This window comes from Pseudomonas sp. IT-196MI5, from assembly GCF_949767415.1.
Classification (GTDB): Bacteria; Pseudomonadota; Gammaproteobacteria; order Pseudomonadales; family Pseudomonadaceae; genus Aquipseudomonas.
The window spans coordinates 158,750-184,909 of record NZ_CATKPZ010000066.1 but is presented as its reverse complement, the minus strand read 5'-3'; the positions used below and the strand labels follow the sequence as shown (position 1 = coordinate 184,909).

Here is a 26,160-nt window from a genome sequence, read left to right as displayed (position 1 = left end):
TATTTTGGAGAATCACATGAACACACAACCCCTGCGTGTCGGCATCGGCGGCCCGGTCGGCTCCGGCAAAACCGCCCTGACCCTGGCCCTGTGCCTGGCCCTGCGCGAGCGCTACAACCTGGCCGTCGTGACCAACGACATCTACACCCGCGAAGACGCCGACTTTCTGGTGCGCAACGAAGCCCTGGCACCGGAACGCATCATTGGCGTGGAAACCGGTGGCTGCCCGCACACGGCCATCCGCGAAGACGCCTCGATCAACCTCGAAGCCGTGGATCAACTCAATCGCCGCTTCCCGGGGCTGGACCTGATTCTGGTGGAGTCCGGGGGCGACAACCTCTCCGCGACCTTCAGCCCGGAACTGTCCGACCTGACGATCTATGTGATCGACGTCTCGGCCGGCGACAAGCTGCCGCGCAAGGGTGGACCGGGGATCTGCAAATCCGACCTGCTGGTGATCAACAAGATCGACCTCGCGCCGCTGGTCGGTGCCTCGCTGGAGATGATGAACAGCGACACCCAGCGCATGCGCAACGGCAAGCCGTTCGTCTTCAGCAATCAGAAAACCGGCCAGGGTCTGGAACAGATCATCGCCTTCATCGAACGCCAGGGTTTGCTGACCGCAGCCTGATCACGACTTCAACAAGGAAGCTTATCCATGACACTCAAAAGCATTCTCGGCGCTCTGACCCTGTTGCTGACTCCGGCCCTGGCCTTCGCCCATCCGGGGCACGGCGACAACGGTTTGATCGCCGGTATAAGCCATCCACTTGGCGGTCTCGATCACTTGCTGGCGATGCTGGCGGTCGGTCTTTGGGCAGCGCAGCAACAAGGTGCTGCACGCTGGGCGCTGCCGTGCACCTTTGTCGGCACGATGTTGATGGGAGGAGTGCTCGGGTTTGAAGGGTTGAACCTGCCGGCGCTGGAAAGCGGGATTGCCGCTTCCGTGTTGGCCTTGGGGCTGGCGGTTGCCTTGGCAGTGCGTCCACCATTGGTGATGGCGGTTATGGCGACGGCGTTGTTTGCGCTATTTCATGGTGTCGCGCATGGGCTGGAACTGCCGGACATGTCGAGTCCATGGACCTATGCCGCTGGTTTTGTAGCGGCCACAGCAGCGTTGCACGCGGCGGGTTATGCGCTGGTGCGGGTGCTGCCTCAGGCCGCAGCACCGCTGGTTCGACTGGCGGGTGTGGCATCGGCGGCGACCGGGGGGTGGTTGCTGGCAGGTTGATTTTTTACTGCCTGTGATGGCCCCATCGCGAGCAGGCTCGCTCCCACATTAGTCCTGTGCATATAGTTCCATTGTGGGAGCGAGCCTGCTCGCGATGACGGCCCGACAGACACCACCCCTCTCAGGCCTGCTAACATGTCGCGCAATCGCCCCTGCCGTGACGACGCCAGCCAATGCCGCCTGTTTCCCGCTCCGCCTCTCAGCCTGAATTGACCGCCCTGTTCGCCTCGGTGCAACAGCACTTCCTGAACGTCATCGTACCGCTCTGGCAAGGTCCGGGCTGGAACGCCGACATGGCGTTGCCCTACGAGGCGCTGGATGCCGAACACCAACCGCTGCCACCGCAACGCTACCGGGCCATGGCCTGTGCGCGGCAGTTGTATCTGTTTGCCAGCCTGATCGGTCAGCTGCCGGGCGCCGAAGAGCGTGCCGCCGCGTTGTTCCGCTCGTTGCAGCGGCACTTCCACGATGCCGAGCACGGTGGCTGGTTCTACAGCGTCGATGCACAAGGGGTGGCGCTGGATCAGCGCAAGGACCTCTACACCCACGCCTTCATCCTGTTCGCCTGCGCCCATTACTGGGACAAGATTCGCGAGCCACTGGTGGAGTCGGTACTCAACGCCTCGCTGGCAGTGATTGCGCAGCGTTTCGCCACGGACGACGGTCTGTACGAAGCCACGCTCGACCGTGACTGGACATCGCTGGACAGCGGCCCTTTGCAAAACCCGCTGATGCACCTGGCCGAAGCATTCCTCGCCACACTGGAAGTCCGTGAAGACCTGGAGGTGCAACACGCGCTCGTCGAGTTATGCACAGCCATGCACGCGCGCTTCATCGATCCGCAACACAGCGTGCTGATGGAAAAGCCGCTGGGCTCTGTGGATAACTGGTTTGAGCCGGGGCATCAGTTCGAGTGGTATTTCCTGCTGGAATCCTCACCGCTGTTACGCCATTCGGCGCTGCATGCCGATCTGGCGCGGGCCTTCGCCTTTACCGAGCAAGTGGGCGTCGATCAGCCGACTGGCGCTGTGCGGGCGATGCTCGACTTCGGGACGGATGGCGGCGTCCGGGACGCCACGCAGCGTATCTGGGCCCAGGCTGAATACCTGCGCGCATTGACGCTGCGCCCGGACAGCGAAGCGGATGTACTGCGTCAATTACAGGCGTTACAGCAACACTCGCTGCATGTTGGCGGCTGGTTTGAGTGCCGTGACGAGCACGGTGAAGTCAGCCGCCGCGACATGCCGTCGACCACGCCCTATCACCTGGCGACCTGTTATCGCGGGTTGGCGCAATATCTCGGCTGACTGATCTAACGCTTTCGCGAGCAGGCTCGCTCCCACAGGTTTTGTGTTGGTCACAAAATTCTGTGCCGACACAAATCCACTGTGGGAGCGAGCCTGCTCGCGATTGACCTCGAAGAGGTCGCCTCATCACTCAGTCCACTTGCGATCCCCGGTAAAACTGATGGTCAGCCATCGCGCTGCATCCGGCTTACCGAGCTTCGCGGAAATCTCCTCGCGCAAACTGTCCAACTGCCCTATTCCGTCTAGCCAGTAATCCTTCGGCAATACGATGTGAATCTCGATGAAGCAGGCCCTGCCGTGTTTCTGCACGTAGGAAATGTAGTCGTCGAAGCCATGCTCGACCTTCGCCACCTCCATCACCTGACGCACCTTGTCGTCCAGTTGATCCGGGACGATCCCCAACACATCGCGCAATGCCGGCCCGAGGATTTTGAACGCTGGAGGAAGCATGCCCAGGGCCAGCAGAATCAGAATCATCGGGTCGACATACACCGCCCACTTGTCGTAACCCTGAGTCTTGAGCAGCAGCGCGATCAGGAAACTCACCAGCAGTCCCGCCGACAGCATCGCGTCCACCAGCCAACTGATGTTGTCGAACTGGATCAGCGATGATTTGAGTGTGCGATTGCGCTGGCGGACGTAGAAGAAGTAAATCAGTTCAACGACGGTGAACACCGCCGCGTAGAGGATCACCAGACCGAGCTCGACCTCGCGGCCACCACTGATGATGCCGAACACACCGTTGAGAAACGCGTAAACGGCCACCAGGAATATGAAACAGCCTTCGATCACCAGCACCATGGGCTCCAGGTGCCAGGAGCCGAACTGGAAGCGCTGGTTGCTTTCTTTGGCGATCAGCCGGGCGGTGATCAGCATCAGGACCTTGATGAAGGCCGCGATCAACGAAAAGAAGCCATCGAACAGGATGGATTGGGCGCCCGAAACAAAACCGGTGATGATCCCGGCGAATGTCACGGCAAGCATCAGGAAGGTCGATTGCTTGAGCAGCGACTGCTCGCCTCGATTACTCACTTGATCTCCTCTAAAACCTCTAGACCGCCGGGTGTGGCGGGCTGCTTGAGGAAGGAGTCTAGCTGATGCCTTCCACTGCCAATTCCGGCCCCTTCGCGAGCAGGCTCGCTCCCACAGGTTCAATGCGATCCATGTGGGAGCGAGCCTGCTCGCGAAAGGCCATTTTGCGGTCTTAAGACTTGCGCTCGATAGCAAACCCGGACCAGGTCTGGCTCACCGGCATCAGCTCCAGGCTGTTGATGTTGATGTGCGCAGGCGCATTGAGGACCCAGAAAATGGTCTCGGCGATGTCTTGTGGCTGAATCGGCTCGGCGCCGGCATAAGTGGCGTTGTAGCGCTCCTGGTCCCCGGCAAAACGCACCAGCGAGAACTCACTCTCGCACAGGCCAGGCTCGATGTTGCTGACCCGTACGCCCGTGCCTTGCAGGTCGCAGCGCAAGTTCAGGGAGAACTGTTTGACGAACGCCTTGGTCGCGCCATACACGTGGCTGCCCGGGTACGGATAGTTGCCGGCGATGGACCCCAGGTTGACGATGCCGGCACCACGACCGTGGGCGATCAGCCGTGGCAACAGTAGACGGGTGCTGTACATCAGGCCTTTGACGTTGGTATCGACCATGGTGTCCCAATCGTCCAGGTCGCACTTGGGCGCCGGGTCAACGCCCAGGGCAAGCCCGGCGTTGTTGATCAACCCGCGCAGTTTGGCGAAGGATGGCGGCAGATTGGCAATCGCCTCTTCCATGGCCTTGCGATCACGCACATCGAGCACCAGGCCATGGACTTCGGTCTGCTTCGACAGCTCGGCGCACAGCGCATTGAGACGCTCTTCACGACGGCCAGTCAGCACCAGTTTCCAGCCGGCCTCGGCAAAACGACGGGCACAGGCTTCACCAAAACCGGAAGTCGCGCCGGTAATAAACAGGGTGTTGGTCATCGTGTTCTCCTTGCTTCGGCTGATCGCCAGCCATTGGAATAGAAAATCAGCAGGCAGCATGCCCGGCCACGCTCATACCGGCAACCTTTGCCCCGTAGGAGCTGCCGCAGGCTGCGATCCTTTGATCTTGCCGTGCGCCTGTGGAAAAGATCGCAGCCTGCGGCAGCTCCGTTCACCGCACTTTCTGTATGAAAATCGATCAATCCTTGCAAGCCCTTTACCAGCGTGGCCTGCAGCCATGTGCGCGCACGTTATCCACAGGCCGGTCCACAGTCTTTGGGGGCAAGTGGAAAAGCTGCAAGCCGCTATCCACAAGGCTTTGCGCGGGGTTTAAAACTTTTTTGCTTGACCCTCAACCGCCAGCTGTGTAGCCCTTGGCCATTTTCGCGACTGACGGGTCAAACCCGCGATGGCGCCAAGCCAGTAACCACGGCCTTCAGCCGGGTCTTTCCAGAGTTTAGTCACAGACTTATCCACAGGCGTGCCCATGCCGATTCCACGCACTTTCGTCCCGAACAAAAAGGTTGACAAAGCGGCCTTGAAGTTGCGCAAAAGCACCTGATCAAAAAACAACCAGACCTCTACAAGCCACGACTTTAAAGGCCTCCAGCCAGCTACTCCCACGTTATTCACAGTCGGCTCCACAGCAAACGGGGACAAGTCAAAACTGTGACAAAACAACTATTTGCAGCGGCTTTATGTCGCGCTTTGCGAGCTTGAGAATATTGTTTTCCACAATTTCCAGTAGGAGCGAGCTTGCTCGCGATGGACGTCAACGATAACGCGAACATTCTGGATGAACGCGTTGCCCTGGAGACCTTCGCGAGCAAGCTCGCTCCTACACGGGGATTAGCTGGATTGGAGATGTAAAAAAGCCCCGACGATTGCGCGCCGGGGCTTGTGCACAACAAAGCAGACTCAGTGCCCGCCGAGATAGGCGTTACGCACGTCCTCGTTGACCAGCAACTCCTTGCCGGTACCCGTCATGCGGATTTCGCCGTTGACCATCACGTACGCCCGGTCTGACAACCGCAGGGCGTGGTTGGCGTTCTGCTCCACCAGAAAGATGGTCATGCCGGTCTTGGCCAGTTCCCGCAGTGTTGCGAAGATCTGTTTCACCACAATCGGCGCCAGGCCCAGGCTCGGCTCATCCAGCAGCAGCAACTTGGGCCGACTCATCAGTGCCCGGGCGATGGCGAGCATTTGCTGCTCGCCGCCAGACATGGTCATCGCCCGCTGGGTGCGCCGCTCTTCGAGCCGCGGGAACAGCTCGAACATGCGTTGCATGTCTTCCTTGGCGTACTTGTCACCGATAGGGATAGTGCCCATCAGCAGGTTCTCCTCGACAGTCATGTCGGGAAACACCCGCCGCCCTTCCGGCGATTGCGCAATGCCATTGGAAGCGATGTAGTGGGACGACTTGTGGGTGATGTCCACACCCTGATAGAGGATCTGCCCGTCCGCCGCCCGCGGCTGGCCGAAGATCGACATCAGCAGGGTCGACTTGCCGGCACCGTTGGAGCCGATCAGGCTGACGGTTTCCCCCTCCTTGATGTGCAGCGAGACCTTCTTCAGGGCCTGGATCGGCCCGTAAAACACATCCAGTTCCTTGAGTTCGAGGATGGGTTTGCTCATAGCACCACTTCCTCTTCATCGGCGCCCAGATAGGCCGCAATCACTTTCGGGTCGTTACGAATCGCATCGGGTCCGCCCTCGGCGATGACGATGCCGTGGTCCAGGACCACGATGTGATCGGAAATACTCATTACCATGCCCATGTCGTGTTCGATCAGCACCACGGTCAGATCGTGCTCGTCGCGCAGCAGCCGGATCATCGCGCTCAGCGCTTCGGTTTCCTGGGGGTTGAGGCCGGCGGCCGGCTCGTCAAGGCAGATGATCTGCGGACGGGTGCACATGGCACGGGCGATTTCCAGGCGGCGTTGCTGGCCGTAGGACAGTTCACCGGCCAGGCGGTTGGCGCAATCCACCAGGTCCACCACCTCCAGCCAGTAGAACGCGTGGTCCAGCGCATCGCTTTCGGCCTTGCGGTAGCCCTTGGTATTGAGTATGCCGGCCAGCATGCTGCGGTTGACCCACATGTGCTGGGCCACCAGCAGGTTTTCCAGCACCGACATTTCCTTGAACAGGCGAATGTTCTGGAAGGTCCGCGCCAGCCCGGCGCGATTCACCAGGTGGGTGCCGCCGAAAGCCTTGTAGAACAGCCGACTGGCGAAGGATTTCGGCGAAACGAAATCCGTTGGCTTGAACGACTCACCCAGCAACTTGATGACGTTGGTCTGTTGTCCACGAATGTTGAGTTCGATCTTGCCGCCGGAGGCTTTATAGAACCCGGTCAGGCAGTTGAACACCGTGGTCTTGCCGGCGCCGTTGGGGCCGATCAGGGCGAAGATCGAGTTGCGCTTGACCTTCAGGCTGACATCGCTCAACGCCTTGATGCCGCCAAAGTGCATCATCAGCTTTTCTACACTGAGTACGACTTCGCTCATGGCGCTACTCCTTTACGCGGGGTCACACCGGTACGGCTGATCCGAATCAGGCCGCGCGGTCGCCAGATCATCATCAACACCATCAGGATGCCGAACAGCAGCACACGGTACTCGGCAAAGCCACGCAGCAGTTCCGGGGCGACGGTCAGCACGAAGGCTGCAATCACCACGCCTATGGTCGAACCCATGCCACCCAGTACCACGATGGCGAGGATCAGCGCCGATTCGAAGAAGGTGAACGAGGTCGGGTTGACGAAGCCTTGGTAAGTGGCGAAGAACACTCCGGCCAGACCTGCCGTCGAGGCACCGATAGTGAACGCCGAGAGCTTGACCAGTACGTGATTCAGGCCCATGGAGCGGCAGGCGATTTCGTCTTCACGCAGGGCTTCCCAGGCGCGGCCGACCGGCATGCGGGTCAGGCGATGCTTGATGTGCAGCACGGCCAGGACCACCAGGAACAACACGGCGTAGATGAAGTAGTACTTCACGTCAGGGTTGTAGGCGATGCCGAAGAACTCATGGAACGGCACCCCGCCTTCTTTCGCCCTTTTTCCGAACTCGATGCCGAAGAAGGTTGGCAACGGCGCTGCCATGCCATTCGGCCCGCCGGTCAGGGACAGCCAGTTGTTGAGGATCAACCGAATGATTTCACCGAAACCCAGGGTCACGATCGCCAGGTAGTCACCGTGCAGGCGAAGCACCGGGAAACCGAGGATGCAACCGGCCAGACCGGCTGTGATCGCCGCCAGTGGCAACACCGTCCAGAAACCCAGCCCCAGGTACTGATAACCGAGCGCCAGGCCGTAGGCGCCGATGGCGTAGAACGCCACGTAACCCAGGTCGAGCAGGCCAGCCAGGCCGACCACGATGTTCAAACCCAGCCCCAGCAATACGTAGATCAGCCCGAGGATGACCACGCCCAACAGGTAGGAGTTGGAGAAAAACGGGAACACCACGGCGATGACGATCAGCAGCGGGATGATCCAGCGCAACCGCGACTTGTAGTCTGGCGCCAGGACATGCACCCCGGAACCTGTCGTTTCAAAGCCTTCGAGGATTTTCAGACCCCTGGCTGTCTGCAGGAACATGCTCAGGGCAAAGCGGCCGGCCATGACGATCGCCACGATCCACGCCACCCGGGTGGTTTCCAGGTTGAAGCCATAGCCATCGAGAACGACGCCGACAATCGGCCCGAACACAATCAGGGCAATGAGGCCGGCAAGAATCGCGTCAACCAGACTTTTTTTGATATCAATGGTTTTTTTAGTGGTTGAAGACATCGCTTACACCTTCGACACAAGAGGACGACCGAGCAGGCCTTGAGGCCGAAAGACCAGAACGAGGACCAGCAACGAGAAGCTGAAAACGTCTTTGTAGTCCGAGTTCACCAGACCGGAAAACAGCGACTCGGAAATCCCGAGAATGATCCCGCCAAGCATTGCGCCAGGCAGTGAGCCAATCCCGCCGAGCACTGCGGCGGTGAACGCCTTGATCCCGATGATGAAGCCGGCATAGAAGTCGAATGTCCCGTAGTTCATGGTGATCAGCACGCCGGCCAGGGCCGCCATCGCTGCACCGATGATGAACACGTAGGAAATCACCCGATCGGTGTTGATCCCCAGGATCGAAGCCATCTTGCGGTCTTGCTGGGTCGCACGGCACATGCGGCCGAGCTTGGTGTACTTGATGACGTAGGTCAGCAGGCCCATCCCGACGAACGCAGCAACCAGAATGAAGACCTTGGTGTAGGTCAACTGAACGAAACCGGTACCGATATCAACGCGCCAGGCCCCCGAGAGCAGAGTTGGAACGCCTTGTTGCTTCGCACCCTGGGCGATCTGTGCATAGTTTTGCAGGATCAGCGAGATGCCGATCGCACTGATCAGTGGTGCCAGTCGGGTGGAGTTGCGCAGGGGTTTGTAGGCCACACGCTCGATGACCCAGCCATACACCGCCGTGACGACGATGGTGAAGATCAGTGTGCCGAGCATCAGCAGCGGAAAAGATTCGATACCGAAGTATGCCAGCAGAGCCAGACTGATTGCCGCGAGGTAAGCGGAAATCATGTAAACCTCGCCGTGGGCGAAGTTGATCATGCCGATGATGCCATAGACCATTGTGTAGCCGATGGCGATCAGGCCATAGACCGACCCGAGGGTCAGGCCGTTGACCAGTTGCTGCAGGAAAATACCATCCATAACGCAATCTCACGCAATGAGAACCTGCACTGTGGCTGTGCGGTTCTTCTAAGGAAAATACAGATTTACGTCGGAGCAATGTCAGCCACGATCAGATAGGCCACCACGCTCCCCTGTAGGAGCTGGCTTGCCAGCGAAAGCGGTTGAACATTCAACAAAGTTGTCGTCTGCCAGTCCGTCATCGCGAGCAAGCTCGCTCCCACAGGGGACCCGTGGCGTTCACCCGATCGAGTCAGCCCTTACTTCTGTTTTTCCAACTGGTGGTATTTGCCATCCTTGTCCCACTGGTAAACCACGTAGTCGGAGACTTTCAGGTCGCCCTTGCTGTCCCAGGTCTTCTCGCCCATGACGGTCTTGACAGGGTTTTTCTTCAGCCAGGTAGCAGCGTCTTCGCCCTTGTTGGATTTGGCGCCGTTGAAGGCGGCAGCGAGGGTCTGGACCGATGCGTAGGCGTACAGGGTGTAGCCTTCAGGTTCGGTACCTTTCTTGCGGAACTCATCCACGACGGTCTTGCTGTCTGGCAGCAAGCGTGGGTCGGCACCGAAGGTCATCAGCACGCCATCAACGAATTGCGGACCGCCAGCGGTGGTCACCAGTTCATCGGTCACGATGCCGTCATCGGACATGAACTTGACGTCCTTGAGGCCTTGTTCACGTAGTTGACGCACCAGAGGACCGGCTTCCGGGTGCAGACCACCGAAGTAGACGACGTCAGCGCCGGCACCGCGGATCTTGGTCACGATGGTGCTGAAGTCTTTCTCGCCACGGGTCAGGCCTTCATACAGCACAGGCGTTACGCCGCGCTTGACCAGTTGAGCCTTGGTGGCATCCGCCAGGCCCTGGCCGTAGGTGTCCTTGTCGTGCAGCACGACAACCTTCTTGCCCTTGAGCACGTCGACGATGTAGTCGCCGGCCACGATGCCTTGCTGGTCGTCACGCCCACACATACGGAACATGGCGCTCAGGCCGCGCTCGGTCACGGCCGGGTTGGTGGAGCCCGGGGTGATGGCGATGATGCCCGCTTCGTCGTAGATCTCGGAGGCCGGGATGGTCGACGAGGAGCAGAAGTGACCGACCACGCCGGCGACTTTCTGGTTGGTCAGGTCTTTGGCGACCGTCACAGCCTGTTTCGGTTCGCAGGCGTCATCGCCCTTGACCAGTACGATTTTTTCCCCGTTGACACCGCCCGACGCGTTGACCGCATCGGCCGCCGCCTGTGCACCCTTCATGTACTGTTCGCCAAATGCCGCGTTGGCGCCTGTCATTGGTCCCGCTACGCCGATCTTGATGTCAGCCTGAGCAAACGCAGAAACACCCAGCGCAGTTGCCACTGCGAGGGCCAGAAAGCCTTTCTTGTAAAACGTCTGGGACATGAGGTGGTGCTCCATGGTTTTTTTAATTGGCAATGCGACTTCACTGAATGCTCAGAGCAAGGGCCGTGCCATCGGTTTTTTATTCTGAAAAAAGTCGCTGCTTTCTTGTTATTTCGACTGTTTCTGGCCCATTTTCATTGGGCGTGCAACCGTCTAGACCGCGGAAGGTAAAACCATTATTTTTTTGAGGCGCAACCCGCCTGCGCCATCATTGCAACCGCAGCTTTAAACGAAGTGCAACCAGCCTGTAACAACGTGCGTCACCGAAGTGCACACTGCTGGTGCGGGACTGCTACAACCCGCACCACTACAGGCTAGCCGCAGATCGAAAAAGCGCCGCTTCCCACTGCAAAAATCAACCTTCAGATCACGATCCGCAGGCACTGGCCTGCGTGATACAGCGAGAATCCCGCCTCATACAGACAGCTGCGCAACCCTGCTCCGGCCAATGGCTGCATGGGCGCGAAAGGAATCGGTAGCGCTTGAGGATTTCCGTTACACAGGTAATCGGCGAAGGCCTTGCCGACCACCGTTCCCGTGGTTACGCCCCGCCCGTTGTAGCCGGTGACTGCCACCAAACCGGGCGCCGGTTCGAACAGGCGCATCAAATGATCGGGAGTGAAGGCAATGCAACCGGTCCAGGTGCACTCCCACTCCACCGGCTTGAGGTACGGGAAGTAGTGTTGCTGTACCCGGTCGGCCCAAGCCTTGAGAAACCAGGCCGGTTTCCGATTGCCATTACCGAGACTGCCCAGCAGCAGGCGTCCGTCTTTATCCCGACGAATGCTGCTCAAGACCTGGCGGGTGTCCCAGGAACCCTGGCCGCCGGGAAGAATTTGCCGGGCAGCCTCTTCGGTCAGCGGGGCCGAAGCCACCTGGTAGTAATACCCGGGGAAGAAATTGCGCCGCAGTTCCGTCCAGTCGCCTTCGGTGTAGGCATTGGAGGCAATCACAACTTTCTCGGCCATGACCGACCCCTGGGCGGTTTGCACTGACCAACGCTGGCCCTGACGCTCGAGTCGGGTGACCGGGGAATGATCGAACAATTGACCGCCCAGGCCGATGGCCGCTTTGGCCAGCCCCGTGGTATAGGCCATCGGGTTGAGCGTGCCGGCACGGCGATCAAGCAACGCAGCGGCAATCTTTTTCGTACCAGTGGCTTGTTCGCAGGCCTGACCGGTCAACAACTCCACCGGTGCCCCGCGGCGCTTCCATTGTTCTTCACGACTGCGCAAGTCGGCTTCGCCACGGGTATTGTGCGCCATGTGCAGCGTGCCTTCGCGGCGCAACTGGCAATCGATGTTGTACTTGTCCACAAGGCTGAACACCAGGGACGGTGCTGCACCCAGCATGCGGTTGAGCTGACTGCCGACTTGCGTACCAAACCCGGCTTCGATCTCGTCCGGTGGAATCCACATCCCGGCGTTGACCAGCCCGACGTTGCGCCCCGAACCACCGTGGCCGGCGCGATGGGCCTCCAGCACACAAACGGTCTTGCCTTGCTCCAGCAGATGCACCGCCGCCGACAAACCGGTAAAACCGGCGCCGATGACGCAGACATCCACCGAAACCTCGCCCTTGAGGGCCGAATTGTCCGGCCTTTGCGGCGTCAGTTTTTCCCACAGACACTCTTCGCGTAACGGCATTGCCAGACTCCAGGCAGAAACCTAACAAACTGTAGGAGCGAGCTTGCTCGCGATGGACGCCAACGATAACGCGTGCTTGCCGCATGAACGCGTTGTTCTGACGTTTTTCGCGAGCGAGCTCGCTCCTACATGGGGATCGTTGTTCGATTAGAGATTCAGTCGAACGTAATACCCTGCGCCAACGGCAACTCCAGCGAATAGTTCACGGTGTTGGTCTGGCGGCGCATGTAGCCGCGCCATGCATCGGATCCGGACTCACGACCACCGCCGGTTTCTTTCTCGCCACCAAATGCACCACCGATTTCAGCGCCGCTCGGGCCGATATTGACGTTGGCGATGCCGCAGTCACTGCCCACCGCCGACATGAACTGCTCGGCTTCACGCACGTCAGTGGTGAAGATGCACGAGGACAGGCCTTGCGGTACGGCGTTGTTCAGGCGCAGGGCTTCCTGGAAATCGCTGTAACCGACCACGTACAGGATCGGGGCGAAGGTTTCGTGGCAGACCACATCGCTCTGCTCCGGCATTTCGACAATGGCCGGCGACACGTAGTAGGCATTCGGGAACTTGTCTTGCAGCTGACGCTCACCGCCAAACACCCGGCCGCCTTCGCTCAAGGCCTGCTCCAGCGCGTCCTGCATGTTTTCGAAGCTTTGTTTGTCGATCAACGGGCCGACCAGGTTGCCTTCCAGCGGATGGCCGATACGCACTTTCGAGTACGCGGCTTTCAGGCGGGTGACGATCTCTTCTTTCACCGACTCATGCGCGATCAATCGACGCAGGGTGGTGCAGCGCTGGCCGGCGGTGCCGGCGGCGCTGAACAGAATCGCGCGAACGGCCATGTCCAGGTCGGCGCTCGGGCCGAGGATCATTGCGTTGTTGCCGCCCAGTTCGAGAATGCTGCGGGCGAAACGTGCGGCGATTTTCGGCGCCACTTCGCGGCCCATGCGGGTGCTGCCGGTGGCGCTGATCAGGGCCACGCGCGGGTCATCCACCAGCGCTTCGCCGGCATCGCGGCCACCGATGATCACCTGGCTCAGGTGCGCTGGCGCGTCGCTGAAATTCTTCAGTACGCGATCGAACAGCGCCTGGCAGGCCAATGCGGTCAGTGGCGTCTTTTCCGACGGTTTCCAGATCACCGGGTTGCCGCAGACCAGTGCCAGCGTGGCGTTCCAGGCCCAGACCGCGACCGGGAAGTTGAATGCGCTGATCACGCCGACGACGCCCAGCGGATGCCAGGTTTCGCGCATGTGGTGGCCTGGGCGCTCAGAGGCGATGGTCAAACCGTACAGCTGACGGGACAGGCCGACGGCGAAGTCGCAGATGTCGATCATTTCCTGAACTTCACCCAGGCCTTCCTGGGTGATCTTGCCGGCCTCCCAGGACACCAGCTCGCCGAGGTCGGCCTTGTATTCACGCAGGATGTCACCCAGTTGCCGCACCAGTTCGCCACGGCGCGGCGCCGGAACCTTGCGCCAGAGTTCGAACGCATGATCTGCGCGACTGATGTGCTGCTCGACTTCAGCAGCGCCCTCCCAGTTCACGGCAGCGATCCTGCTGCCATCGATCGGCGAATGCACCGGCACTTTGCCGTTCTGGTACAGGGCCGGGTTCACACCTAGACGATCAAGCAATGCGGCAACCATGGGTCACTCCTCAAGCAAAAGACAGAACACGTGCAGCCGGAAATTCACGGCTGATCAGACCTGTAGTTTTAGCTGCCCGGAGGTTACTCAACAAACGACCATTAAGAGAGATATCATTCCGTTTATTCATGCTGTGCATTGCTGGCAATAAGAAACAAGAACCAAGGACCGCCCATGCTGAATAAACGCTACTTGCCATCGATCGCTGCGTTGCAGTGCTTCGAGGCCGTCACCCGGCACTTGAGCTTCACCCGGGCCGCCGAAGAGTTGAACCTGACCCAAAGCGCCGTGAGCAAACAGGTTGCGCAACTCGAAGAGCTGTTGCAACACCTGCTGTTTCGCCGGGTGCGCCGTCGCCTGCAGATGACGCCGGCGGGCGATCTGTATCTGGTTGAGGTGCGAAAAATCCTCACGCAGGTCGAGATGTCGACCCATTACCTGCGTTCCTACGGTGGCGAAACAGAAGTCCTGCGGGTTTCGACGCCTCCCACCTTCGGCGCACGCTGGCTGGTGCCGCGCCTGAAAGGCTGGCGTCTGCGGCACCCGTCGATCCACCTGGACCTGTGCAGCGAACAGGAGGCCGACGACCTGTTGCAAGGTCGCAGCGATCTGGCGTTCTACTTCGGCCAGGGTTCGCGACCCGGCACCGAATGCCTGAAGCTGTTCGGCGAAGAGTTGGTGCCTGTGTGCGCCCCGGGCAGCCTGCCTGCCCAACCGTTCACCGATCCGACGCAACTGTCCGATCTGGTACTGCTGCAAAACGCCTCCCGCCCCCAGGCCTGGCACGACTGGTTCGAGCATCAGGGCTACCACACCGAGCACAGCTACCACGGCCCGCGTTTCGAAACCTTTTACATGTGCATCCGCGCCGCCCAGGTCGGTTGCGGCGTGGCGTTGCTGCCGCGCTTTCTGGTGGAGGAGGAACTGGCTGACGGCAAGCTGGTCATTCCCTGGCAGCATGCAATGCCCAGCACGGACGCGTACTACCTGGCGTATCCGGAGCATTCGGCGGAAGTGCCGAAAGTGCGGGATTTTGTAAAGTGGATGCTGGAGCAGATCGATAGCCCGGATGTCCCACAACACTGAGCCTTTGCACAATCCCTGTGGGAGCGAGCTTGCTCGCGATGGCGTCATTAAATTCAATATTTGAATTGCCTGTCAGTCCGCTATCGCGAGCAAGCTCGCTCCCACAAGGATCTGGTGCAGTTTAAAAAATTGCTGGCAATCCCCATCACCGTTATGCGCCACTAGCTCTATTCAATGTGGAGAACCCCCCGTTATGAGCGAGAGTGTGTTTGCCGATCGCATCGTGCAGAACCTGCTCGACACCGACTTCTACAAACTGACGATGATGCAGGCGGTGCTGCACAACTACCCGAACGTCGAAGTCGAATGGGAGTTTCGTTGCCGTAACAGCGAGGACTTGTGCCCGTACCTGGCGGAAATCCGCTTCCAGATCGAGCGCCTGGCCGAACTGAGCCTGAGCGCCGATCAGTTGAGCTTTCTGGAGCGCATCAGCTTCCTGAAGCCGGACTTCCTGCGCTTTCTCGGATTGTTCCGCTTTAACCTGCGCTACATCCACACCGGCATCGAAAACGGTGAGCTGTTTATCCGCCTGCGGGGCCCCTGGCTGCATGTGATCCTGTTCGAAGTGCCGCTGCTGGCGCTGGTCAGCGAGGTGCGCAACCGCTATCGCTACCGCGAAATCGTACTGGAGCAGGCCCGCGAGCAGCTCTACCGCAAGTTCGACTGGCTGAGTGCCAACGCCAGCAGCGATGAATTGTCCGAATTGCAGGTGGCCGATTTCGGCACGCGCCGTCGCTTCTCGTATCGCGTGCAGGAAGAAGTGGTGAATGTGCTCAAGCACGACTTCCCCGGACGCTTCGTCGGCACCAGCAACGTGCACCTGTCCCGGGAGCTGGACATGAAACCGCTGGGCACCATGGCCCACGAGTGGATCATGGCGCACCAGCAACTCGGCCCACGGCTGATCGACAGCCAGATCGCCGCCCTCGATTGCTGGGTCCGCGAATACCGTGGCCTGCTGGGGATTGCCCTGACCGACTGCATCACCATTGATGCCTTCCTCGGCGATTTCGATCTGTTTTTCGCCAAGCTTTTCGACGGTTTGCGCCACGATTCAGGCGATCCGGTATTGTGGGCGGAAAAAGCCATCGCCCACTATCACAAGCTCGGCATCGACCCGATGAGCAAGACACTGACGTTCTCCGACAGCCTGACCCTGCCCAAGTCCCTGGAGATATTCCGGGCGCTGCGCGGTCGGATCAATGTCAGCTTCGGCATCGGCACCAACCTGACCTGTGATATTCCGGGTGTCGAACCGATGAACATCGTGCTTAAAATGGCCGCCTGCAACGGCCAGCCGGTGGCGAAGATCTCCGACGAGCCAGGCAAGACACACTGCAAAGACCCGAATTTCGTCGCTTACCTGCGACACGTTTTCCAGGTTCCTGCCGCCCTTTCAAGTACATCAAACAAGGAGTGAATTCATGCAAGCCGTACAGCGTGAGATTGCTGAACAGCTCAAGGTCCAGCCGCCATTCGCCGACGAAGCCGCCCTTGAGGCCGAAGTCGCCCGGCGGGTGACCTTCATTCAGGACTGCCTGGTCAACTCCGGGCTCAAGACCCTGGTACTGGGCATCAGTGGCGGTGTTGACTCCCTGACCGCCGGCCTGCTGGCCCAACGGGCCGTCCGTGAACTGCGCCAGCGCAGCGGTGATGCCGCCTATAAGTTCATCGCCGTGCGCCTGCCCTACGAAACCCAGTTCGATGAGCACGACGCCCAAGCGTCGGTGGACTTCATCAAACCGGACGAGCGCCACACCGTGAACATCGGTCCGGCGGTCAAATCCCTGGCCAATGAAGTGGCGGCCTTCGAAGGCAAACATGCGGTGTCGGTGGACTTCGTGCTCGGCAACACCAAGGCGCGCATGCGCATGGTCGCCCAGTACACCATCGCCGGCGCAGCCCATGGCCTGGTGATCGGCACCGATCACGCGGCGGAAGCGGTGATGGGTTTCTTCACCAAGTTCGGTGATGGCGCCTGCGACCTGGCACCACTGAGTGGCCTGGTGAAAAACCAGGTCCGCGCCATCGCCCGCAGCTTCGGCGCGCCGGAGTCGTTGGTGGAGAAAGTCCCGACCGCCGATCTGGAAGACCTGTCGCCCGGCAAACCGGACGAAGCCTCCCACGGCGTGACCTACACCGAGATCGACGCGTTCCTGCACGGCAATCCGGTGCGTGAAGAGGCGTTCAAGATCATCGTCGATACGTACAACAAGACCCATCACAAGCGGGTGATGCCGCTTGCGCCTTGATTGGTGATGGAATGAAAAAGCCCGCTCAGGAGTGATCCTCAGCGGGCTTTTCTTTGGCCATTGCATTCATTGACGCTGATGCCCCCTTCGCGAGCAGGCTCGCTCCCACAGGTACGGCGGTGTCCCTGTGGGAGCGTGGCTTGCCCGCGATGAACGATAATGCGGTGGTCAGTCTTATTTCAGGGTAACGGTGCCTTTCATCATCGAGATGTGGCCCGGGAACGAGCAGAAGAAGCCGTAATCGGTACCGGCGGCCAGCTTCGATACGTCGATGGTCAGCGTGTCTTTCTCGCCGGCACCGATGATTTTGGTGTGAGCGATTACGCGCTCGTCGCCGTCTTTCAGGTAGTTCTTGTCAATGCCAGCGGCCAGGCCGTCAGTGGCGATCGGCTGCATGTCAGCGGTTTTGCTGATCACCAGGTTATGGCCCATGACGTTCTTCGGCAGGCTGCCGGAGTGGGTCAACTCGACGGTGAAGGTCTTGCAGCTCTTGTCGATTTCAATGGCCTTTGTGTTGAAGGACATTTGATCGGTGGAGTCAATGGTGGTCTTGCACTCGGCAGCCATCAATTGGCTGCTGGCCAGTGTCAACAGGGATACCGCAACAAGTTTGGCAAACATGGTGAATCTCCAGGGCAGGGTTAATGAAATCGCGAATGAACAGAAGACTGCCTGAAAACTTCGTAAGTTCATATGACTTGAATCAAAAATTGTATACAACTTTTGGGCTATGACGCCGATACGAAATATCTACCGGCCAGGTGTCTGGTCCGGGCCTATCATCAGGCCGTCCCCCTTCAAATGGAACGCCTGTCATGTCGATCAACAGCCTGTTGTGCAGTTTGCTCGCCGCCTACGCCTGCGGCGCCAGCGGTACGTACGAAACCCCGGAAAACCAAGTCTAGCCCTTGGAGTGCCATGCGCCTGCCTTTACTCTGTGAGCCTGAGCGAACATGGAGCAAGGCATGTCTTTAACATCCGTTTGTGTATTTTGTGGTGCCAGCACCGGCACCAACCCGGCTTACCGCGAAGCAGCCGTTGCCCTTGGCCGGGCATTGGCCGAGCGCAAATTGACCCTGGTGTATGGCGGTGGCGCCGTAGGCCTGATGGGCATCGTTGCCGATGCGGCCCTGGCGGCTGGCGGTGAAGTGATCGGCATCATCCCGCAAAGCCTCAAGGACAAGGAAATCGGCCACAGCGGCCTGACTCGCCTGGAGGTCGTCGATGGCATGCACGCACGCAAGGCGCGGATGGCCGAGCTCAGCGATGCCTTTATCGCACTGCCCGGTGGCCTTGGCACCCTCGAAGAACTGTTTGAAGTCTGGACCTGGGGCCAGCTCGGCTACCACGGCAAACCGCTGGGTTTGCTGGAAGTGAACGGTTTCTACAGCAAATTGACGTCTTTTCTCGATCATATCGTCGGCGAAGGCTTCGTTCGCGGGCAGCACCGTGACATGCTGCAAATGAGCGAATCGCCGCAAACCCTGCTCGATGATCTGGATGCCTGGCAACCTTGCGTAGCGCCAAAATGGGCCGAGCAAAAACCCAGCTAACGGCTCGGCACCGATACAGGGCAGAATATGCGCCGCTCAACCTCACCTTCGACCCCAGAGGATCGCCCATGGCCAAACCTAATTATTCCTTCGCCAAACGTCAGAGAGACTTGGCCAAGGAGCAGAAGAAAGAGGAAAAGCTTCAGCGCAAGAAAGCTACAGCTGAAGAAGAAGCCGCCGCACTGAACCCGGAAGCAGAAGGTGAAGTGGCCGCAGAAAGTGATGTTGAAGCACCGAAAGATCAGGCGCCCGACGCCTGAGACCCTCAGGGCCCGATGATCTGATCAGGCCCACCGGGGATTCTCTGTAGGAGCGAGCTTGCTCGCGATGGTCGTTAACGATGACGCGGGAAACCGGGAGAAACGCGGTGCCCTGTCGTTTTTCGCGAGCAAGCTCGCTCCTACAGGGGACCTGCGTTAATCCAGTGGCATCACCGTTACCCGAACTTCCGGGTCGTGGTTCCCCCCTCCCAGAATCACCCCCCGCAATGGCGACACATCGGAAAAATCCCGCCCCCAGGCCAGGGTGATGTGCTCCAGTGCCGGTTGCACATTGTTGGTCGGATCGAAATCCACCCACCCCAGCACCGGGCAAAACACCGAAACCCAGGCGTGGGACGCATCGGCACCGATCAATCGCGGCTGCCCCGGTGGTGGCTGGGTCAGCAGGTAGCCGCTGATGTAGCGCGCTGCCAATCCTCTGGAACGCACGCAAGCGAGCATCAGGTGAGCAAAGTCCTGGCAGACCCCGCGTCGGCGCTCCAGCACCTCCACCAGCGGCGTCGCCACCTGGGTCGCCTCGGCATCGAAGGTGAACTCGCTGAAGATTTTCTCCATCAGCGCCTGCACGCCGAGCAGTAACGGTCGGCCGGGCGGAAAACAGCTTTGCGAGAACTCGACGAAGTTTCTCTTCAAATGCACATACGGCGATTCAAACCGGTACCGACAGGCGTCGAGCAATTGCGGCGACAGCGGTTGGCCGCTGTAGGTCAGCGCGTTTCGAGTGTTTTCCCACGCTGCAGACCGATTGAAGTCCAGCACAGGCCGGGGCAGCACTTCGATCGTGAGGCTGGCGTTGACCAGCAACTCATCGTGGGGACGCTCGAACGCCAGCCGGGTCAGCGGATTGCCGAATACATCCAGTTCATCGCGACGCGAGGTCGGCTGCGGACTGATCTGCAATTGCCGGTCGGTACAGCGCTGCCAGGCACAAGGCCGCGGCCACAAATGCGCCAGTTGCTGGGCCAGGGACACCGGGCTGTCGTAGTGATAATGGGTGTCGTGGAAAATCTGGTAGTGGGCGCTCATCAGACGGACACCGTGCGCTGGCTGACATCGTCGACATGGGCGAAATGCCGCAGCGCCAGCCGATCGGAAACTAGCCCGCTGGCGTCGGCGATCTCCTGCAACAGCGTGGCCAGCCCCTCGATGGCGGCGCGAACACTCGCGTCGCCGAACAGCGGATTTTCCAGGCAGCCCAGATCGAATCGCGTCAGGCGCTCTACCAATTGCGGCAGCGCTGCTTCACGCGGTACGCCAAAGTCATCATTGAGCCGTTTGAGGGTGCGGGTCACCAGTTTCAACTGGAACAACACGGCGTGAGGGTTCTGCTCGTCGAGCAACAACAGGTCGAGCACCGGGATCAGCTGCGCCACCGCCAGGTATCGAGAACGATAGGTGATACTGCTGTTGCCCAGTTCCAGCAACCACTCAAGCCCGGCCTGATCGAAAGCCCCGGCGCCCCGCAGGAACGCCGCCAGGCTGCCGCTGAGAAACTGCAGACGCTCGAGCCGCCGGCCAATCATCAGGAAACGCCAACCTTCGTCCCGGGTCATGTCGTCCAGGGCAAAGCCGGACAGTGCCGCCAGGGACATCACCAGACGGTTGAGGAAATCCAGCAACTCGCCGAAATCCGGCTCTTCGGTTTCCAGCTCCATGGCTTCACGCTGCAACTCCACCAGTGCCTGCCAGTTTTCCCGCGAGAGTTTGCCGCGCACCTGTGAAGCAGCCCACTGCAAGCGTTGCAGGTTGGAACGCAGGCTGAACGGCCAGTCATCGCCCAGCAGCGCCGCCAACAGGCGCTCCGGCAATTCGCCCTCATCGGGCAGCAGCATCAGCCGTTCGCCGAGATCCACCGCGGCCTGCAGGGCTTGCGGGTCGTCGCCGTCGACATAGCGCGCCAGCATGATGCGCAGCAAACGGGCACTGTCATCGCAACGTTCGCAGTAACGACCAAACCAGAACAGATTTTCCACCACCCGCGATGGCAGGTACGGATCGCGCCGCACCAGGTCATGCACGCCGATGTTGCGCTGGGCCTTCCATTGTTCGCCGCTGGGCGCACGATCGCCCAGCACCCAGGTGTCCTTGCTGGCGCCGCCGCGCTGCATCGACACCACTTCGGCATCGGCATCGGCGGCGACCCGGGTCAAGCCACCGGGCAGCACCCGATAACCCTCGCGGCTGGCCACCGCATACACGCGCATACCGATGGCACGGGGTTGCAGTTGACCGTCTTCGGCTTGCCAGATCGGCGCCTGGGACAATTGCGCGAGTTCTTGCGCCACATAAGCGTATGGCCGTGCCTGCATGCGTTCGGCGAGTTCCTCGCGCTGCTTTTCACTCAAATCCCGGCCAAATACCGGTGCAAAGCTCTGGGACGGAAATGCCGGTTTGATCAACAGCTCCGGCAGTTTGTCCAGGGCCTGGGCCAATACCGGCGCTTCGCCGCACCACCAGGTGGCGATGGACGGCAGGATCAGTTCTTCGCCGAACAGGAATTGATTGATCTTCGGCAGGAAACCCAAAAGGCCGGGGGATTCCAGCACACCGCTGCCCAGAGCATTGGCCACCAGTACCCGCCCCTGTCGCACGGCCTCGAGCAGGCCCGGCACGCCGAGGGCTGAGTCGGTACGCAGCTCCAGCGGGTCGCAAAAATCATCGTCGAGCCGACGCATGATCACGTGCACCCGGCACAGACCACTCAGGGTCTTCAAGTAGACCGTCGCATCGCGCACCGTCAGGTCGCCGCCCTCCACCAGTGGGTAGCCGAGCTGGCGGGCGAGGTACAAATGTTCGAAATAGCTTTCGTTGAAACGCCCCGGCGTCAGCAGCACGACCAATGGCGCGTCCCCGTCACTCGGGGCCTGACGAGCCAGGGTTTCCTGCAAAGTGCGAAAGAACCCGGCCAGGTGCTGCACCTTCAGATCGCGGTACAGCTCGGGAAAGGCCCGGGACACAATCGTGCGGTTTTCCAGCGCATACCCGGCTCCCGAAGGCGCCTGGGTACGATCCGCCGTCACCCACCAGCGGCCATCGGGTGTGCGCGCCAGATCCACGGCATACAGATGCAGAAAGGCTCCGTCAGGCGGGCTGATGCCCTGACAGGGCCAAAGGAAGTTGTTGTGACCGAACACCAGCTCGGCGGGCAAAAGACCTTCGGCAATCAGCCGTTGCGGACCGTAAAGGTCAGCCAGCACGGCATTGAGCAACCTGGCCCGTTGCCCGATGCCGGCCGCCAGGTGCTCCCATTCCTCGGCGGCAATGACATGGGGCAGCAGGTCCAGTTCCCATGGTCGGTCAGCGCCTTTGGGATCGGCATAAACGTTATAGGTAACGCCGTTCTCCTGGATTTGCCGGGTCAGCAGGGCCTGACGCTGCACCAATTGCGCCGGCGTGCTGCGTTGCAACTGTTCGAACAGTCGGCGCCAGTGCGGGCGCACGGCGCCACTGTCGTCGAGCAGTTCATGATAGGTGCCCGCCGTCAGCGGGTAGCGGTCTAGCAGGTCAGGCATGGAAAGCTCGGCAGACAGCAATGAACGCTCAGACTAACGCAGGCTCGTGACGCCCGGATATACGTAAAATCCGAGCGTCGCGTACGGTTTAGAAACGTCGCAAATCGAGCGTCATCGGCAGCTCGTCGTTAATGTCCAGATTGGGCACAGGAAGTTTCCCTGGTGTGTGTCCGACGCGGAAGAAACGCGCCATCCGCCGGCTCTCGGCCTCGTTGGCGTTGACCGGCAAGCTGTCGTAATTGCGCCCGCCCGGGTGGGCGACGTGGTACTGGCAGCCGCCCAACGAACGCTGCATCCAGGTATCGAGCAAGTCGAACACCAGGGGCGCGTGCACCGGGATGGTGGGCTGCAGGCAGTTGGCCGGTTGCCAGGCACGAAATCTCACGCCGGCGACGAATTCGCCTACACGCCCGGTGGGCTGCAATGGCACCGGCACGCCGTTGCAGGTCAGCAGATAACGCTGGGGTGGCAAGCCGCTGAGCTTGACCTGCAAACGCTCCAGCGACGAATCCACGTAACGCACCGTACCGCCCATGGCGCCCTCTTCGCCCAGCACGTGCCAGGGCTCGAGCGCTTGGCGCAACTCCAGCGCAATGCCACTGACGGCGTAGTCGCCAACCTTGGGAAAACGGAACTCCAGATGCGCGGCGAACCATTCGGCCCGCACCGGATAACCGGCGGCGTTGAGGTCAACGATGACATCGGCGAAGTCTTGCTCGATAAAGTGCGGCAACAGGAAGCGATCGTGCAGCTCCGTGCCCCAGCGCGCCAGTTTCGGCGGCGCATAGGGCTCGCGCCAGAACCGCGCGACCAGCGCCCGCAGCAACAATTGTTGCGCCAGGCTCATGCGGGCATGGGGCGGCATCTCGAACGCACGCAGCTCCAGCAATCCGAGGCGCCCGGTGGCACCGTCCGGCGAATAGAGCTTGTCGATGCAGAACTCGGCGCGGTGGGTGTTGCCGGTCACATCGATCAACAGATTGCGCAGCAGTCGATCCACCAGCCATGGCGGGCATTCCTCACCCGCTTCAGGCATTTGTGCGAAAGCAATTTCCAGTTCGTACAAGGCATCGTTGCGTGCTTCATCGACGCGGGGCGCCTGGGACGTCGGGCCGATGAACAATCCGGAAAACAGGTAAGACAGCGACGGATGGTTGTGCCAGTAACTGATCAGGCTGCGCAACAGATCCGGGCGCCGCAGAAACGGCGAGTCCCCCGGTGTCGCACCCCCCAGCACGAAATGGTTACCGCCGCCCGTGCCGGTGTGCCGACCGTCAATCATGAATTTCTCGGTGGTCAGCCGGGTCTGCCGCGCTTCTTCGTAGAGGAATTCGGTGCGCTCGACCAACTCATCCCAGGTCGCGGACGGCTGTACGTTGACTTCGATCACCCCCGGATCCGGGGTGATTCGGAAGTTGCTCAGGCGTGGATCGCTTGGCGGCTCATAGCCCTCCAGCAACACCGGGCACATCAGCTCTTCGGCAGTGGCTTCGATGGCAGCGACCAGTTCGAGGTAATCCTCGACCCGTTCCAGCGGCGGCATGAACAGGTACAACCGGCCTTCCCGCGCCTCGGCGCAGAAGGCGGTGCGGGTCAGCCAGTCGGCGGATTCGTCGATCTTCGGTGCGCGCTCTTGTACCTCGGCAGCTTCGCTTTGGCTTTGCAGTTGCGCGGTGTCGGGCAGCGGCGGGAAGTCTTGATTCGGGTCTTGCGGATGAATGAACGGATATTCCGCCGCTTTCACCCAAGGCTGCGAACCCAGCGGCAAGCGATAACCCAGCGGCGAGTCCCCTGGCACCAGGCGGCAGTGATCGTCGCGCAGATACCAGCGCCCGCTCTGCCACTGATCGCCTTTGGCGGTGCGCGCCAGCGGCAGGACCTGGCCGATGACCTTGTCCAGCCCTTGGCTGAATACTTTGCGCAGGCGAGCCCGTTCCAGCGGTTCTTCCAGACGCGAGTCTTCGGCGCTGACGTTTTGCGGCAGCATTCCTTCGCGCCAGAGGTAATAGAAATTGTCTTCGTAGGCTGCAAACACAAAGCGTGTCGGAATCTTCAGGCGTTCGGCGACACTCGCCAAAAAACGCCCGGCCAGCACACCGTCGGCGCCATAATCTTCCTGCTCGTCGGCGATCAGCGCGCTGTTGTGCCAGATCGGCACGCCGTCACGACGCCAGTAGCAATTGAGCGACCAGCGCGGCAGTTGCTCGCCGGGGTACCACTTGCCCTGCCCGAAATGCACCAGCCCCTGGGGCGCGTAATGCTTGCGCATGCGCTGGAACAGTTCGGCGGACAACCGTCGTTTATCCGGCCCCAGTGCCGCGGTATTCCACTCGGCACCGTCCGGATCATCGATAGATACAAAGGTCGGCTCTCCGCCCATGGTCAGGCGCACATCGCCTGCCAGCAAGTCGGCATCGATCTGTCGGCCCAGTGCCTGGATCGCCAGCCACTGTTCGTCGGTGTAGGGCTTGGTGACCCGTGGAGCTTCCCAAATCCGCTCCACGGACATTTCGTGGCTGAATTCGCACTCGCAGGGTTCCACCAAGCCACTGATCGGTGCTGCAGAGGACGGATCGGGACTACAGGCCAACGGAATGTGTCCTTCACCGGCAAACAGCCCGGAGGTCGCATCCAGGCCGATCCAGCCGGCACCGGGCAGGTACACCTCGCACCAGGCGTGCAGGTCGGTGAAATCCACTTCGGTGCCGGACGGACCGTCGAGGCTTTTGACGTCGGCGGTCAGCTGGATCAGGTAACCCGACACGAAACGCGCCGCCAGCCCCAGGTTGCGCAGCAGTTGCACCAGCAACCAGGCGGAGTCGCGGCACGAACCGGAGGCCTGGTCGAGGGTGTGCTCAGGTGTTTGTACACCGGGCTCCATGCGGATCAGGTAGTCGATGTCTTCGCTCAGGCGCTGGTTGAGCGCGACGAGAAAGTCCACGGCGGGCAACGGTGTGCGGTCGATGCCGTCCAGGTAGGCCTTGAACTTCGGCGTCAGGGGCAGGGTTTCCAGGTACGGTGCCAGCTCCTTGCGCTCATCCGCGGCATAGGTGAAGGGGATTTTTTCCGCGTAGGGTTCGAGGAAGAAGTCGAACGGGTTGAAGATCGCCATTTCTGCCAGCAGATCGACCTCGATTCGCAATTCCTCGGTCTTCTCCGGGAACACCAGCCGCGCCAGGTAATTGCCCTGAGGGTCCTGCTGCCAGTTGATGAAATGCTGCTCGGGCGAGATTTTCAACGCATAGGACAGAATCCGCGTGCGGCTGTGAGCGGCGGGACGCAGGCGAACGATCTGCGGGCCGAGCTCGACAGCGCGGTCATAACGGTAATGTGTGACGTGGTGCAATGCGACATGAATCGACACGGCGTGCCTCCTGCGAGCCTAGAGCGTATGGGAAAGCGCGCAAGACTTATGCCATCCAGCAATGCTGGCGCTTTCTTCGGTTGCCTGAGGCAGTACAGCACCAAAATCGGGCGAGGCGGGAAAATGGTTTGTATCGATTGCACGTAAATGTGGCGATCCGTCAGAAATTGGTTGGCAGTTCCGGCCTCTTCGCGGGCAAGCCCGCTCCCACAGGGGGTTGCTGTGAACACAAAACTGC

General features: G+C 60.4%; 22 protein-coding genes. 8 read left to right on the top strand and 14 right to left on the bottom strand.

Annotation, left to right across the window (positions count from 1 at the left end; translation table 11 throughout):
• Positions 1–16: 16 nt before the first annotated feature.
• The 3 genes from ureG to ACM6IK_RS25140 all read left to right on the top strand — a co-directional run bounded on the left by ureG (position 17) and on the right by ACM6IK_RS25140 (position 2,538).
• Positions 17–631 carry an urease accessory protein UreG gene (gene ureG, locus ACM6IK_RS25150; protein WP_007979691.1) on the top strand — a complete coding sequence of 205 codons (615 nt, stop codon included), beginning with the start codon at positions 17–19 and terminating at the stop codon, positions 629–631.
• A 27-nt stretch (positions 632–658) separates the two neighbouring features.
• A complete protein-coding gene (locus ACM6IK_RS25145; protein WP_414876457.1) occupies positions 659–1,231 on the top strand; it encodes a HupE/UreJ family protein in 573 nt (190 codons plus the stop codon).
• A gap of 173 nt (positions 1,232–1,404) precedes the next feature.
• Positions 1,405–2,538 (top strand): AGE family epimerase/isomerase, encoded by a 1,134-nt coding sequence (locus ACM6IK_RS25140; protein ID WP_414876456.1) that lies wholly within the window; start codon positions 1,405–1,407, stop codon positions 2,536–2,538.
• Positions 2,539–2,664: 126 nt separating this feature from the next.
• On the opposite strand, the gene ACM6IK_RS25135 is transcribed toward ACM6IK_RS25140, so the two are convergent.
• The 10 genes from ACM6IK_RS25135 to ACM6IK_RS25090 all read right to left on the bottom strand — a co-directional run bounded on the left by ACM6IK_RS25135 (position 2,665) and on the right by ACM6IK_RS25090 (position 13,874).
• Positions 2,665–3,570, bottom strand: coding sequence for a cation diffusion facilitator family transporter (locus tag ACM6IK_RS25135; protein ID WP_414876455.1), 906 nt, complete (start codon positions 3,568–3,570; stop codon positions 2,665–2,667).
• A gap of 172 nt (positions 3,571–3,742) precedes the next feature.
• On the bottom strand, positions 3,743–4,504 hold the full coding sequence (locus ACM6IK_RS25130) for an SDR family oxidoreductase (protein WP_414876454.1): 762 nt from the start codon (positions 4,502–4,504) through the stop codon (positions 3,743–3,745).
• Positions 4,505–4,834: 330 nt separating this feature from the next.
• Positions 4,835–5,137 carry a hypothetical protein gene (locus tag ACM6IK_RS25125; protein WP_414876453.1) on the bottom strand — a complete coding sequence of 101 codons (303 nt, stop codon included), beginning with the start codon at positions 5,135–5,137 and terminating at the stop codon, positions 4,835–4,837.
• A 285-nt stretch (positions 5,138–5,422) separates the two neighbouring features.
• Positions 5,423–6,139: an ABC transporter ATP-binding protein gene (locus ACM6IK_RS25120; protein WP_007991194.1), complete on the bottom strand. Its 717-nt coding sequence runs from the start codon at positions 6,137–6,139 to the stop codon at positions 5,423–5,425.
• Positions 6,136–7,011: an ABC transporter ATP-binding protein gene (locus tag ACM6IK_RS25115; RefSeq protein WP_414876452.1), complete on the bottom strand. Its 876-nt coding sequence runs from the start codon at positions 7,009–7,011 to the stop codon at positions 6,136–6,138. The genes ACM6IK_RS25120 and ACM6IK_RS25115 overlap by 4 nt, the downstream gene beginning before the upstream one ends.
• Entirely contained in the window at positions 7,008–8,291 is a 1,284-nt protein-coding gene (gene livM, locus ACM6IK_RS25110; protein ID WP_414876451.1) for a high-affinity branched-chain amino acid ABC transporter permease LivM, read from the bottom strand. The genes ACM6IK_RS25115 and livM overlap by 4 nt, the downstream gene beginning before the upstream one ends.
• A 3-nt stretch (positions 8,292–8,294) precedes the next feature.
• The gene (locus tag ACM6IK_RS25105) at positions 8,295–9,209 is read right to left on the bottom strand and encodes an ABC transporter permease subunit (RefSeq protein ID WP_212620503.1); all 915 of its coding nucleotides are present in this window, start codon (positions 9,207–9,209) and stop codon (positions 8,295–8,297) included.
• Positions 9,210–9,448: 239 nt separating this feature from the next.
• Positions 9,449–10,582: an ABC transporter substrate-binding protein gene (locus tag ACM6IK_RS25100; protein WP_414876450.1), complete on the bottom strand. Its 1,134-nt coding sequence runs from the start codon at positions 10,580–10,582 to the stop codon at positions 9,449–9,451.
• A 362-nt stretch (positions 10,583–10,944) separates the two neighbouring features.
• Positions 10,945–12,228: an NAD(P)/FAD-dependent oxidoreductase gene (locus tag ACM6IK_RS25095; RefSeq protein ID WP_414876449.1), complete on the bottom strand. Its 1,284-nt coding sequence runs from the start codon at positions 12,226–12,228 to the stop codon at positions 10,945–10,947.
• A gap of 155 nt (positions 12,229–12,383) precedes the next feature.
• A complete protein-coding gene (locus ACM6IK_RS25090; RefSeq protein WP_414876448.1) occupies positions 12,384–13,874 on the bottom strand; it encodes an aldehyde dehydrogenase family protein in 1,491 nt (496 codons plus the stop codon).
• A 174-nt stretch (positions 13,875–14,048) separates the two neighbouring features.
• On the opposite strand from ACM6IK_RS25090, the gene ACM6IK_RS25085 reads away from it, so the two are divergent.
• The 3 genes from ACM6IK_RS25085 to nadE all read left to right on the top strand — a co-directional run bounded on the left by ACM6IK_RS25085 (position 14,049) and on the right by nadE (position 17,212).
• On the top strand, positions 14,049–14,960 hold the full coding sequence (locus ACM6IK_RS25085) for a LysR family transcriptional regulator (RefSeq protein ID WP_414876447.1): 912 nt from the start codon (positions 14,049–14,051) through the stop codon (positions 14,958–14,960).
• A gap of 193 nt (positions 14,961–15,153) precedes the next feature.
• Entirely contained in the window at positions 15,154–16,380 is a 1,227-nt protein-coding gene (gene pncB, locus ACM6IK_RS25080; RefSeq protein ID WP_108218435.1) for a nicotinate phosphoribosyltransferase, read from the top strand.
• Positions 16,381–16,384: 4 nt separating this feature from the next.
• Positions 16,385–17,212 (top strand): ammonia-dependent NAD(+) synthetase, encoded by an 828-nt coding sequence (gene nadE / locus ACM6IK_RS25075; protein WP_414876446.1) that lies wholly within the window; start codon positions 16,385–16,387, stop codon positions 17,210–17,212.
• 174 nt (positions 17,213–17,386) lie between these two features.
• Here nadE and azu read toward each other — a convergent pair whose 3' ends face one another.
• The gene (gene azu / locus ACM6IK_RS25070) at positions 17,387–17,833 is read right to left on the bottom strand and encodes an azurin (RefSeq protein WP_223545729.1); all 447 of its coding nucleotides are present in this window, start codon (positions 17,831–17,833) and stop codon (positions 17,387–17,389) included.
• Between the two features lie 344 nt (positions 17,834–18,177).
• Between azu and ACM6IK_RS25065 the strand changes: the two genes are divergently transcribed.
• Both ACM6IK_RS25065 and ACM6IK_RS25060 read left to right on the top strand, forming a co-directional pair.
• The gene (locus ACM6IK_RS25065) at positions 18,178–18,765 is read left to right on the top strand and encodes a TIGR00730 family Rossman fold protein (RefSeq protein WP_218430969.1); all 588 of its coding nucleotides are present in this window, start codon (positions 18,178–18,180) and stop codon (positions 18,763–18,765) included.
• A 68-nt stretch (positions 18,766–18,833) separates the two neighbouring features.
• On the top strand, positions 18,834–19,025 hold the full coding sequence (locus ACM6IK_RS25060) for a hypothetical protein (RefSeq protein WP_110660080.1): 192 nt from the start codon (positions 18,834–18,836) through the stop codon (positions 19,023–19,025).
• Between the two features lie 156 nt (positions 19,026–19,181).
• Here the strand turns inward: ACM6IK_RS25060 and ACM6IK_RS25055 are convergent, their stop codons facing one another.
• The 3 genes from ACM6IK_RS25055 to ACM6IK_RS25045 form a co-directional block, all read right to left on the bottom strand.
• Positions 19,182–20,072 (bottom strand): transglutaminase family protein, encoded by an 891-nt coding sequence (locus tag ACM6IK_RS25055; RefSeq protein ID WP_414876445.1) that lies wholly within the window; start codon positions 20,070–20,072, stop codon positions 19,182–19,184.
• Complete coding sequence (locus ACM6IK_RS25050) at positions 20,072–22,558, bottom strand: circularly permuted type 2 ATP-grasp protein (RefSeq protein ID WP_414876444.1); 2,487 nt, start codon at positions 22,556–22,558, stop codon at positions 20,072–20,074. The genes ACM6IK_RS25055 and ACM6IK_RS25050 overlap by 1 nt, the downstream gene beginning before the upstream one ends.
• An 88-nt stretch (positions 22,559–22,646) precedes the next feature.
• Complete coding sequence (locus ACM6IK_RS25045; RefSeq protein WP_414876443.1) at positions 22,647–25,922, bottom strand: DUF2126 domain-containing protein; 3,276 nt, start codon at positions 25,920–25,922, stop codon at positions 22,647–22,649.
• Between the last annotated feature and the right edge of the window lie 238 nt (positions 25,923–26,160).

What these genes read in the sequence shown, in the direction of transcription:
- ACM6IK_RS25105 (WP_212620503.1), bottom strand. Translation starts at nt 9,209, where the DNA reads ATGGATGGTATTTTCCTGCAGCAACTGGTCAACGGCCTGACCCTCGGG.
- ACM6IK_RS25050 (WP_414876444.1), bottom strand. Translation starts at nt 22,558, where the DNA reads ATGCCTGACCTGCTAGACCGCTACCCGCTGACGGCGGGCACCTATCAT.
- pncB (WP_108218435.1), top strand. Translation starts at nt 15,154, where the DNA reads ATGAGCGAGAGTGTGTTTGCCGATCGCATCGTGCAGAACCTGCTCGAC.
- ACM6IK_RS25055 (WP_414876445.1), bottom strand. Translation starts at nt 20,072, where the DNA reads ATGAGCGCCCACTACCAGATTTTCCACGACACCCATTATCACTACGAC.
- ACM6IK_RS25140 (WP_414876456.1), top strand. Translation starts at nt 1,405, where the DNA reads ATGCCGCCTGTTTCCCGCTCCGCCTCTCAGCCTGAATTGACCGCCCTG.
- ACM6IK_RS25130 (WP_414876454.1), bottom strand. Translation starts at nt 4,504, where the DNA reads ATGACCAACACCCTGTTTATTACCGGCGCGACTTCCGGTTTTGGTGAA.
- ureG (WP_007979691.1), top strand. Translation starts at nt 17, where the DNA reads ATGAACACACAACCCCTGCGTGTCGGCATCGGCGGCCCGGTCGGCTCC.
- ACM6IK_RS25095 (WP_414876449.1), bottom strand. Translation starts at nt 12,228, where the DNA reads ATGCCGTTACGCGAAGAGTGTCTGTGGGAAAAACTGACGCCGCAAAGG.
- ACM6IK_RS25090 (WP_414876448.1), bottom strand. Translation starts at nt 13,874, where the DNA reads ATGGTTGCCGCATTGCTTGATCGTCTAGGTGTGAACCCGGCCCTGTAC.
- ACM6IK_RS25120 (WP_007991194.1), bottom strand. Translation starts at nt 6,139, where the DNA reads ATGAGCAAACCCATCCTCGAACTCAAGGAACTGGATGTGTTTTACGGG.
- ACM6IK_RS25065 (WP_218430969.1), top strand. Translation starts at nt 18,178, where the DNA reads ATGTCTTTAACATCCGTTTGTGTATTTTGTGGTGCCAGCACCGGCACC.
- ACM6IK_RS25115 (WP_414876452.1), bottom strand. Translation starts at nt 7,011, where the DNA reads ATGAGCGAAGTCGTACTCAGTGTAGAAAAGCTGATGATGCACTTTGGC.
- ACM6IK_RS25145 (WP_414876457.1), top strand. Translation starts at nt 659, where the DNA reads ATGACACTCAAAAGCATTCTCGGCGCTCTGACCCTGTTGCTGACTCCG.
- livM (WP_414876451.1), bottom strand. Translation starts at nt 8,291, where the DNA reads ATGTCTTCAACCACTAAAAAAACCATTGATATCAAAAAAAGTCTGGTT.
- ACM6IK_RS25085 (WP_414876447.1), top strand. Translation starts at nt 14,049, where the DNA reads ATGCTGAATAAACGCTACTTGCCATCGATCGCTGCGTTGCAGTGCTTC.
- ACM6IK_RS25060 (WP_110660080.1), top strand. Translation starts at nt 18,834, where the DNA reads ATGGCCAAACCTAATTATTCCTTCGCCAAACGTCAGAGAGACTTGGCC.
- azu (WP_223545729.1), bottom strand. Translation starts at nt 17,833, where the DNA reads ATGTTTGCCAAACTTGTTGCGGTATCCCTGTTGACACTGGCCAGCAGC.
- nadE (WP_414876446.1), top strand. Translation starts at nt 16,385, where the DNA reads ATGCAAGCCGTACAGCGTGAGATTGCTGAACAGCTCAAGGTCCAGCCG.
- ACM6IK_RS25100 (WP_414876450.1), bottom strand. Translation starts at nt 10,582, where the DNA reads ATGTCCCAGACGTTTTACAAGAAAGGCTTTCTGGCCCTCGCAGTGGCA.